Origin of the sequence: Streptomyces sp. S3(2020) (genome assembly GCF_013044505.1) — a bacterium.
GTDB lineage: Bacteria > Actinomycetota > Actinomycetes > Streptomycetales > Streptomycetaceae > Streptomyces.
Window position 1 is genome coordinate 22,867 of record NZ_JABERD010000103.1, and the last position, 10,801, is coordinate 33,667.

At 70.0% G+C, this 10,801-nt stretch carries 8 protein-coding genes; 7 read left to right on the top strand and 1 reads right to left on the bottom strand.

Annotated elements, in window-relative coordinates:
• Positions 1-323 precede the first annotated feature (323 nt).
• From kdpB to HLK59_RS28540, 6 genes are all read left to right on the top strand, one after another.
• Entirely contained in the window at positions 324-2,480 is a 2,157-nt protein-coding gene (gene kdpB, locus HLK59_RS28515; RefSeq protein WP_171144401.1) for a potassium-transporting ATPase subunit KdpB, read from the top strand.
• Positions 2,481-2,836: 356 nt separating this feature from the next.
• A complete protein-coding gene (locus HLK59_RS28520; protein WP_171144402.1) occupies positions 2,837-3,646 on the top strand; it encodes an SDR family NAD(P)-dependent oxidoreductase in 810 nt (269 codons plus the stop codon).
• A gap of 542 nt (positions 3,647-4,188) precedes the next feature.
• Entirely contained in the window at positions 4,189-6,144 is a 1,956-nt protein-coding gene (locus HLK59_RS28525) for an APC family permease (protein ID WP_171144403.1), read from the top strand.
• A 102-nt stretch (positions 6,145-6,246) separates the two neighbouring features.
• Positions 6,247-6,768 carry a hypothetical protein gene (locus HLK59_RS28530; RefSeq protein WP_171144404.1) on the top strand — a complete coding sequence of 174 codons (522 nt, stop codon included), beginning with the start codon at positions 6,247-6,249 and terminating at the stop codon, positions 6,766-6,768.
• A gap of 54 nt (positions 6,769-6,822) precedes the next feature.
• The gene (locus HLK59_RS28535) at positions 6,823-7,398 is read left to right on the top strand and encodes a MarR family transcriptional regulator (protein ID WP_206327686.1); all 576 of its coding nucleotides are present in this window, start codon (positions 6,823-6,825) and stop codon (positions 7,396-7,398) included.
• 27 nt (positions 7,399-7,425) lie between these two features.
• On the top strand, positions 7,426-7,770 hold the full coding sequence (locus tag HLK59_RS28540) for a hypothetical protein (protein ID WP_206327687.1): 345 nt from the start codon (positions 7,426-7,428) through the stop codon (positions 7,768-7,770).
• 352 nt (positions 7,771-8,122) lie between these two features.
• On the opposite strand, the gene HLK59_RS28545 is transcribed toward HLK59_RS28540, so the two are convergent.
• Positions 8,123-9,001: an alpha/beta hydrolase gene (locus tag HLK59_RS28545; RefSeq protein ID WP_171144405.1), complete on the bottom strand. Its 879-nt coding sequence runs from the start codon at positions 8,999-9,001 to the stop codon at positions 8,123-8,125.
• Between the two features lie 228 nt (positions 9,002-9,229).
• Between HLK59_RS28545 and HLK59_RS28550 the strand changes: the two genes are divergently transcribed.
• Positions 9,230-10,729, top strand: a complete 1,500-nt coding sequence (locus tag HLK59_RS28550; RefSeq protein ID WP_171144406.1) for an MFS transporter — start codon at positions 9,230-9,232, stop codon at positions 10,727-10,729.
• Positions 10,730-10,801: the final 72 nt, after the last annotated feature.

Sequence of the window (10,801 nt, forward strand, 5' to 3'; positions counted from 1 at the left end):
AGGTCGGTTTGACGGGACCTTGACGGCGTCGCCGCAACGGCCGTATGAGTGCCGCAAATTCCTTGCCGACCAGGGCGGTTCCGGTTTCGACGGCCGCTAGATTCCCTGTCGGCCGCAGCTGAGGCCGCGGGCGTCAGCGGCCTCGGCGGCTGCCCGGAGTCCCCACTCCGCGGCGGTTCGAGGCGGCCGGCGCACGTCCGAGGGCGTGTGTCCGCGCACCACGCCGGTCGTCGCCCTGTCGCCCGCGTCCGTGTGCGGGCCGTGCGGTGCCGGGGCCCCGGCACCGCACGGCATCCGTCCCCCACCGAGTCACGAAGGTCTCCATGATTCCCGCCGCTCCGGAGCAGGCCCCCGCGTCCCCTCCACAGCCCGCCCCACGGCCCGCGGCCGAAGGAGGAGCGGGGCGCCGGCGGGCCCCGAGCGGCCTGTTCGAGCCCGCCCAGCTCGTCCGCTCCCTCCCCGACGCCCTGCGCAAGTTGCATCCCAGGGTCCTGGTCAGGAACCCGGTGCTCTTCGTCGTGTCGGTCGGCGCGGTCCTCACCACGCTGTCCGCGCTGTTGCACCCGGCCGTCTTCACCTGGGTGATCAGCCTCTGGCTGTGGCTGACCGTCGTCTTCGCCAACCTCGCCGAGGCCGTCGCCGAGGGCCGGGGCAAGGCCCAGGCCGAGTCGTTGCGCCGGGCCCGCACGGACACGGTTGCGCTACGGCTGCTCGACTGGCGCTGGGGCGCGAACCTGCGCACGGCCCGCACGGAGGCCGTCGCCGCCACCGACCTCAAGCCGCTCGACGTCGTGCTGGTCGAGGCGGGCGAGATGATCCCGGCGGACGGCGACGTGATCGACGGGGCCGCGGCCGTGGACGAGTCGGCGGTCACCGGCGAGTCGGCACCGGTCATCCGGGAGTCGGGCGGCGACCGCAGCGGCGTCACGGGCGGTACGACGGTCCTGTCCGACCGGATCGTCGTCCGGGTCAGCGCCCGCCCCGGGCACAGCTTCCTGGACCGGATGATCGCCCTGGTCGAAGGCGCCTCCCGGCAGAAGACCCCGAACGAGATCGCCCTGAACATCCTGCTGGCCGCCCTCACCATCGTCTTCGTCCTGGTCGTGGTCACGCTCCAGCCGATGGCCGCCTACGCGGGCGCCGCCCAGTCGACGACCGTGCTCGTCGCCCTCCTCGTCACCCTCATCCCGACCACCATCGGCGCGCTGCTCTCGGCGATCGGCATCGCCGGCATGGACCGCCTGGTCCAGCGCAACGTCCTCGCCATGTCGGGCCGGGCCGTCGAGGCGGCCGGCGACGTGAACACCCTGCTGCTGGACAAGACCGGCACCATCACCCTCGGCAACCGGGAGGCCGCCGCCTTCGTCCCGCTCCCCGGCATCGACGAACGGCAGCTCGCGGACGCCGCCCAGCTGTCGTCGCTGGCCGACGAGACCCCGGAGGGCCGCTCCGTGGTCGTCCTGGCCAAGCAGGGGTACGGGCTACGCGCCCCCGCCGAGGGCGAGTTGGCGAACGCCCGCTGGGTCCCCTTCAGCGCGCAGACCAGGATGAGCGGCGTCGATCTGCGCTGGGACAACGGCGCGGTGTGCACGATCCGCAAGGGCGCCGCCCGGCAGGTCGTCGAGTGGGTGCAGATGTACGGCGGTCAGGTCCCCGCCGAGGCACGGCACTTCGCGGACTCGGTGGCGGCGTCCGGCGGCACGCCCCTGCTGGTGGCCGTGCACGACTGGAACGGCCCTCGGGTGCTGGGCCTCGTCCACCTCAAGGACGTCGTCAAGGACGGCATCCGCGAACGCTTCGCCGAGCTGCGCCGCATGGGCATCCGTACCGTGATGGTCACCGGCGACAACTCCCTGACCGCCCGTGCCATCGCGGCGGAGGCGGGCGTGGACGACTACCTGGCCGAGGCGACTCCCGAGGACAAGCTGGAGCTGATCAGGCGGGAGCAGGCCGGCGGCAAGCTGGTCGCGATGACCGGCGACGGCACCAACGACGCGCCCGCGCTGGCCCAGGCGGACGTCGGTGTGGCCATGAACACCGGGACGTCGGCCGCCAAGGAGGCCGGCAACATGGTCGACCTCGACTCCAACCCGACCAAGCTCATCGAGATCGTCGAGATCGGCAAGCAACTCCTCATCACCCGGGGCGCGTTGACCACGTTCTCCATCACGAACGACGTCGCGAAGTACTTCGCGATCATCCCGGCGATGTTCGCGGGCGCGTACCCGGGACTGAAGTCCCTCAACGTGATGGGTCTGCACAGCCCGACCTCCGCGATCACCTCGGCGATCATCTTCAACGCCCTGATCATCGTCGCGCTGATCCCGCTCGCCCTGCGCGGCGTCCGCTACACCCCCGCCTCCGCGCACGACCTGCTGCGCCGCAACCTGCTGCTGTACGGCCTCGGCGGCCTCGTACTGCCCTTCGTCGGCATCAAGCTGATCGACCTGCTGATCTCGGGGGTGCCCGGCCTTGGCTGAACCGCGCCCGGCGACCTGGCTCGCCCGCCAGGGCCCCGGGTGCGCCCGTCAAGGCCCCGTATCCCCACATCAGGGTCCCGTCAGAGAAGGGGACTTGAGCTTGCCCGGTCCCTGCGGGACGGCTTCGATGGTTCCCGTGAACAGCGCCTGGCTCCTCTTCGACCGGCCGCCGAGTCCCTCTCGGCCGCCCCGTCGTGAGCCGCGCCGTCCACAAGCGCCCGCGTCCAGCTGACGCGCGTTCCGCGACCCGAGGGGCGCCGTGATCCCCGTCCGGCGCCCCTCGCCCTTTGCCCTGGCACGCACGCCGCACCCGTGAGGGGGCCGTGCGTCAGCGTGCCCGCAACCCTGAAGGAAACATGCCCACTTCACGCCTTTCCTCCCGTACCGTCCTGGTCACCGGGGCCACCTCCGGCATCGGGTACGAGACCGCCCGGCAGCTCACCGAGCGCGGCGCCACCGTGCTGCTGCACGGCCGCACCGCCGAGGACGCCCGGGCGGCCGCCGACCGGCTCGTCGCCGAGGCGGGCGTCGACGCCGACCGACTGTGCGCGTACGGCGCGGACTTCGCGCGGCTGGACGAGGTGGAGAGCCTCGCCCACAAGGTCGTCGTCGACCATCCGCACCTGGACGTCCTCGTCAACAACGCCGGTACCGCGGCCCCCGAGCGGCACACCGTCACCGCCGACGGCAACGAGATCGCCTTCCAGGTCAACTTCCTCGCCCACTACCTGCTGACGTGCCTGCTGGAGCCCGCCCTCACCAGCGACCCCGGCGGCCGGGTCGTCAACGTGTCCTCCTCGCTGCACCGCACCGGGTCGATCTCCTGGGCCGACCCCAACCGCGCCCGCCGTTACTCCCGGCTCGCCGCGTACGCCCAGTCCCAGCTGGCCCTGACGGTCTTCGCCGCCGACCCGCGCGTCACCGCCGTCTCCGTGCATCCCGGGGTCTGCGACACCGCCATGCTCCCGCTCTACTCCCACGAAGGGGCCACCCCCGCCGAGGGCGCGACCCACGTGGTCCGGCTGTGCGACCCGGCCGTCGAGATCGTCAACGGGGCGTACTACGACCGCACCGAGCGCGTCGACCCGGCGCCGGCCGCGACCGAGGAGCGCACGATCCGACGCCTCAACAAGCTCGCCGACCTGCTGGTCGGCCGTACCGCTTGAACGTCGTTCTCCTCGAAGGGAGTTGAACCCCATGTCGAAGCGCGCCCGAAAGAAGAAGGACCGCCGCAAGAAGAAGGCCAACCACGGCCGCAAGGCCGGCCAGCGCTGACCGAGCACGAACGGGGCGGGCGACGAGGACGGCAAGTCCCCGGGGCCCGCCCCCACCACTGCCGGCGCCGGTGATCCAGATAAGCCCCCGTGACCTGCCCGCCCACAGCCGACGGTTCCCACGGGGCCGCCGGTCCCGCCCCGATCGGCGAGCACGGCCACTACGCGGTCGGCGGCCCCGTGGCGCGCGATCGCCGGCTCAGCTCGTAGGGGCCATCTAGGCGGCCGGCCCCCATATGGCCCAACCCGTATCCGTGCGACCGGAACACGCACACCCTGATGTGCCATAAGCGCTCCGCCTGCCGGTCTTAACGCAAGCTTGACGCGGTCATGTGACCCACCCGTAGGCCCTGACGTCACGCTCTGCATACGCTGATCCCGCCGTCCGTGTGATGGCCGGACCGCACACCGAGCCGCACATCAGGAGCCCTCCGATGGCCACCACCGAACACCCGCCGCCCAGTCGCCTGCGTGCCTGGATGCTGGAGGGGCTGTCCGACATGGGCAAGGGCCACGGGCAGCCGGCGCAGCGCACGGAGTCCACGCTCGAGCACAAGGGTCAGCCCTGGTACCGGGTGATGTGCCTGACCGGTGTCGACTACTTCTCGACCCTCGGCTACCAGCCCGGCATCGCGGCCCTCGCGGCCGGCCTGCTGTCCCCGATCGCGACCATCATCCTCGTCGTCGTGACCCTTGCGGGCGCGCTGCCCGTGTACCGCCGCGTGGCCGAGGAGAGTCCCCACGGCGAGGGCTCGATCGCGATGCTGGAGCGCCTGCTGTCCTTCTGGAAGGGCAAGCTCTTCGTCCTGACCCTGCTCGGCTTCGCCGCCACCGACTTCCTGATCACCATCACCCTGTCGGCGGCCGACGCCTCGACCCACCTGGTCGAGAACCCGCACCTGAACAGCGCCCTGCACGACAAGCAGATGCTGATCACGCTCGTTCTCGTGGGACTGCTCGGCGCGGTCTTCCTCAAGGGCTTCCTGGAGGCGATCGGAGTCGCGGTCGCCCTGGTGGCGGTCTATCTCGGCCTCAACGTCGTCGTCGTGATCGTCGGCATATGGCATGTCATCACCGAGGGGCATGTCGTCACCGACTGGTCGAGCGCCCTCACCGCCGAGCACGGCAACGTCTTCGTGATGATCGGTGTGGCCCTGATCGTCTTCCCGAAGCTCGCCCTCGGCATGTCCGGCTTCGAGACCGGCGTCGCGGTGATGCCGCACGTGCAGGGCGACCCGTCGGACACCGAGGAGAACCCCAAGGGCCGCATCCGGGACACCAAGAAGCTGCTCACCACGGCCGCCCTGATCATGAGCGTCTTCCTGATCGCCACCAGTTTCATCACCACCCTCCTCATCCCCGAGAAGGACTTCGAGGAAGGCGGCCCGGCCAACGGCCGTGCTCTGGCGTATCTCGCGCACGACTACCTCGGCGGCGCCTTCGGCACGGTCTACGACGTCTCGACCATCGCCATCCTGTGGTTCGCCGGCGCCTCCGCGATGGCGGGCCTGCTGAACCTGATGCCGCGCTACCTGCCCCGCTACGGCATGGCCCCGCACTGGGCCCGCGCCGTGCGCCCCATGGTCATCGTCTTCACTCTCATCGGCTTCCTGGTCACCTGGATCTTCGATGCCGACGTGGACGCCCAGGGCGGCGCGTACGCCACCGGCGTGCTGGTCCTGATCAGCTCGGCGGCGATCGCGGTGACGATCGCGGCGCGCAAGGCGGGCCAGCGGAACTGGACGATCGGTTTCGCGGTCATCTCCGCGGTGTTCCTCTACACGACGGTCGTCAACGTCATCGAGCGCCCGGACGGCGTGAAGATCGGCGCCTGCTTCATCGCCGGCATCATCGCGGTCTCCCTCCTCTCCCGGCTGGCCCGAGCCTTCGAGCTCCGTGTGACGAGCGTGACGCTCGACCCCATGGCGGAACGTTTCGTCCGGGACATCGCCAGCCGCAAGATCCGCTTCATCGCCAACGAGCCCGACCAGCGCGACAAGGCCGAGTACCGCGACAAGATCGAGCAGATCCGGGCCGACAACGACATGCCGGAGCAGGAGGACTTCGTCTTCGTCGAGGTCACGGTCCTGGACCCGTCGGAATTCGAGGCGGGCCTGACGGTACGCGGCGAGGTCCTCCACAACCGCTACCGCGTCCTGACCCTGGAGTCCTCCTCCATCCCCAACGCCCTCGCCGCGCTGCTGCTCCACGTCCGCGACACGACTGGTCGCACCCCCCACATCTACTTCGAATGGACCGAGGGCACCCCCTTCGCCAACTTCCTCCGCTTCTTCCTCTTCGGCCAGGGCGAGGTCGCCCCGGTCACCCGAGAAGTCCTCCGCGAGGCGGAACCGGACCGAGGCCGCCGCCCCCGCGTCCACACCGGCTGAACTCGACGCCCGCGTAAGGATCGCGTCAGGATTCGCCCGTGAGGCGTCAGGACCCCGTCAGTGACAGCCGCCGGACCCGCAGGGACGCCTAGCGTCAGCGACATGCGACGTCCCGACGGCCGGTGGGCCCGGACCGGTGACCGCCACTGGCGTGGTGGCGCCCTGCTCGCGACGGGCTGCGCCGCGCTGTTCGGTGCCATGTCCCTGCTGGTCGACTGGGACGCGGGCAGCCTGTCGCCCCTGCGTGCCCTGCTGTGGGTCGGGCTGTCGGCAGCCTTCTTCACCGTCCTGCTCCCGGCCCAGGTGACGGCGGGCACCGGCTGGTTGGCAGTGCGGGGCCCGTGGCGTCGGCAGATGGTGCGCACGGACGCGCTGACGACTGTGTGGCGGTACGACGGTGTCTCGTCCCGCCTGGTCCTGCGGGACGCCTACGGGGACCGCCTGGAACTGGACCCCCGTGTCCTCGCCGCCAACCCCCTGATCTGGCACGAGTTCGACACCGGCGTCCGGCGTTCCGTCGAACGCGGCACCCTGCTGCAGGGCGGGGACGTCCTGGACCGGCTCGGGCACGACATCGACGACGAGACCGTCCTGGCGGTGCTCAAGGCATCTGGACTTTCCTGATCCGCTTTCCTGATCCGCTTTCCTGATCGCTTTCCTGACCGAGCGAGGAGGCGTATGGCTGAGATGACAGAAATATTCGTCATCTCAGTCAGATCTGCTACGGTCGAAGGCGTGCCGAACGACGCGCAACTACTCTTCGCCGAGCACGTGGGCCGCTTCTACGCCCGGCAGTACGGCTTCCCGCCCATGGCCGGGCGACTTCTCGGTCACCTCCTCGTGTGCGATCCGCCCCAGCAGACCATCGACGAGCTGACCGAGGCCCTGCTGGCCAGCCGCAGCGCCATCACCGGCGCGGTCAAACTGCTGGAGGACTACGGCATCGCCCGGCGCACCCGCGCCGCCGGTGAGCGCATGGACCGCGTGAGCCTGAACCCGGACAGTCAGCAGCCGCAGAACTTCGACGCGGCGATCCACCAGGAACACGCCGCACTGTTCCGGGAGGGCCTGGCACTCCTCGCCCAAGCTCCGCCGGAACGCCGTGCGCCGCTCGAGGAAATGATCGCGCTGGCCGAGTTCCTGGCGGAACGCCTGCCCAAACTGGTGGACGAGTGGCAAGCGCACCGCGACGACCTGCGCGCCTCGGGACGACTTGCCCAGCCCCGGCGAACAGCCGGGTCGACCAGCCCATGACCACCACCGCGGGAAAGGCTGCCCACCATGTCTGAACCCGACTTGTCCGATCTGCGGGAACGCGCCGAGAACGGTGACACCGACGCCACCGACGAACTCGTCCAACTCGCCGCGGAACACGGCGACCTGGACGAACTGCGCCGCCTCGCGGAGACGGGCAACTCCGATGCCGCCGACGAACTCGTCCAACTCGCCTCGGAGCAGGGCGACCTCGAAGAACTCCGGCGGCTGTCCGACGGCGGCAACGCCACGGCCACCGACGAGCTGATCCAACTGGCCACCGAGCAGGACAACCTGGAGGAGCTACGGCGGCTTGCCGCCCTGGGCAACACCACTGCCGCCGAACAGCTCGCGGAACTCGTCGGCGACTGACCTGGCCGGAACCACACACGGACCGCACCGTCACGCCCGACGAACCGACGTCCCGCATCGGTGGCCGGTTCCTGCTGCTTCTGGTGCTTCTTCACCCAGCCGCGTATTCCTCGCGGAATTCCGGCGAGTACTTACTGGGTGGCGCCACTTCTTCCTCGTTTCCCAGGGATCCGGTCGCCGTACAGGCCGCAGCGGACCGCTGGAGCCATACCGGGATGGCAGAACTCGGACGTCGCCACGCACGTGACTCCTTCGACCGACGTGAGCTTCGAGCACGGCGGACCCGCACTCGTGCGACACCCCCGATCGGGGGTGACCACGGCCGTCCCGGGGTGCCGCCGCTACGACACCGCTACGCCACCGCGTTGAGCAGGTCGGCCAGCACGTCGGGCCGCTCCAGGGCGATGAAGTGGCCGGCCTTCGGCACCTGGGTGAAGTCGGCGGCGGGCAGCAGCTTCTTGTTGGCCTCCCGGTCCGAGGGGCGGGACCAGTCCTTCTCGCCGTAGACGAGGTGGACGGGCGCCTTGACGTCGGAGTAGCGGGGTCGGGCCGCGATGAGGCTGGGCAGGGCCTGGTACACGCCTCGCGCGACGGCCGGGTAGCCGGGGCGTCCGCCCACCTGGAGGAGTTCGTCCACGTAGTCGTCGCGCAGTGCGCTCTTGTCGCCGAGGCCGCCCTGGAGAACCTTGGCGAGGACGGGCTTGGGCTCCACCCCGGCGATCACCGGGCCCACGCCGGGTGCGAGCACACCGCTGACCACCACGCGGGCGAGGAGGCTGGAGCGGGCGATGCCGCCGCGGAAGTCGTAGGTGTTGACCGCGACGACGCGCCGCACCCGCTCAGGGAGATCGGCCGCGGCGGTCAGGGCGAGCACCGCGCCCATGGACTCCCCGACCAACGTCACGTCATGCAGGTCCAGTTCGGTCAGGAGCCGCTCTACGCCGGCGCGCATCGCGGGCTCTTCGTACGACGCCCCGGGCACGATCTCGGAGTAGCCCATCCCCGGCAGGTCGAGGGCGTACACCGTGTACCGCTCCGCGATCAGCGGGATGAGGAGACGGAAGTGCTCGGCCTGGGTGCGCACGGTGTGCAGGAGGACCAGAGGGGCACCGGTGCCCGCCTTGAGGTAGCGCAGCGTTCCCTCGCGGCCGTGGCTTCCTGCGCGCGGGGCGATCGTGTGGCTGGTGGTCCCGGGGATGTGGATCGTGGGGCGTGACTCTTGGCTGGGCATCTCGCCGACTCCTTGTGCGGCCCCCTCCAGAGAGGGGGAAACCGATCGGTTTCCATCAAGGTAAACCGATCAGTCTCACGACGCAAGCCCGCCACGACACGAACTCGACAGGGCCCGGCCCAGGGCGACCTTGTCCACTTGCACATAGGAAACCGATCTGTTTTCCTATGTGGAAACAGATCGGTTTCCAGCCGACTGTCGGCCCATGACCAGCAACTAAGGGGAAAAGTGAGTACCACCTACGACCGCGGAGCACCCACCTCCGGGAAAACAGACTCGGGCCGCCGCGGCTCACACGCCGTGCGCTGGTGGGTGCTTGTCGTGCTGGGCACGGCGCAGCTGATGGTCACGCTCGACGCGACCGTCGTGAACATCGCGCTGCCCGAAGCGCAGCACGACCTCGGCTTCAGCGACGGCAGCCGGCAGTGGGTCATCACGGGGTACGCCCTGGCGTTCGGCAGCCTGCTGCTGCTCGGGGGCCGACTCGGGGACCTGTTCGGACGACGTACGACCTTCGTGACCGGCCTGGTCGGTTTCGCGGTGGCATCCGTCGTCGGCGGCGCGGCCGGCAGTTTCGAGATACTCGTCGCGGCACGCGTGGCCCAGGGCCTGTTCGCCGCGCTGCTCGCGCCCGCGGCGCTCTCCCTGCTCAGCGTGACCTTCACCGACCCTGCGGAGAGGCCGAAGGCGTTCGGCATCTTCAGCGCGTTGTCCGGTGCGGGCGCCGCGGTCGGGCTGCTGCTCGGCGGCATGCTGACCGAATGGGCGTCATGGCGCTGGGTGATGTACGTGAACGTCATCTTCGCGGGCGTCGCGCTGGCCGGTGCGCTGCTGTTGCTGGCCAAGCCCGTGCTCACCGAACGACCCAAGATCGACATCCCCGGCACCGCCGTGGTGAGCGCCGCCCTGTTCGGCATCGTCTACGGCTTCGCGCACGTCGAATCCACCAGCTGGACCGATCCGGTCGCCCTCGGCTCCATGCTCAGCGGCGTGGCGCTGCTGGCGGTGTTCGTATGGGTGGAGCTCAGGGTCGCGCATCCGCTGCTGCCGCTGCGAGTGGTGCTGGACCGGACCCGGGGTGGTGCGTTCCTGGCCGTGTTCGTCCTGGGGATGGGGATGTTCTCGATCTTCCTGTTCCTGACCTACTACCTGGAGGCCAGCATCGGCTACTCGCCGATCGAGGCGGGCCTGTCCTTCCTGCCGATGGTCGGCGGCATCGTCGCCTCGTCGACCACGGTGCCTTCGCTGCTGCTGCCCAGGGTCGGACCGAAGGTCGTGGTCACCGTCGGCTTCCTGGTCTCCGCGTCCGGTATGGCCCTGCTGACGCAGCTCACGCTGAACAGCGCCTACGTCGCCAACATCATGCCGGGCATGGTCCTGCTGGGCCTCGGTATCGGTGCGGTGATGACCACCTCCTTCCAGGGCGCGACCGCGGGCGTGCACCACGAGGACGCGGGCGTCGCCTCGGCGCTGATCAACACCAGCCAGCAGGTGGGCGGTTCGATCAGCACGGCACTGCTGACCACCGTCGCCTCGTCGGCCGCGACCGACTACCTGTCCTCGCACAAGCCGAGCGCGCTGACCGTGGCCCAGGCCGGGGTCGAGAGCTACACGGCCACGCTGGCGTGGGGCGCCGGGATCTTCGTGGTCGGCGCGGTGCTCACGGCGTTCCTGATGCCGAATCGGGCTCTGGCACCGTCGGAGGGCGAGCCTGTGATCGCCCACTGAGCCTGAATCCGCCATGCCGAGAGCTGCCGGGCGCACCGAGCGCGACCAAGAAGCTGTCCCCTATACACATAT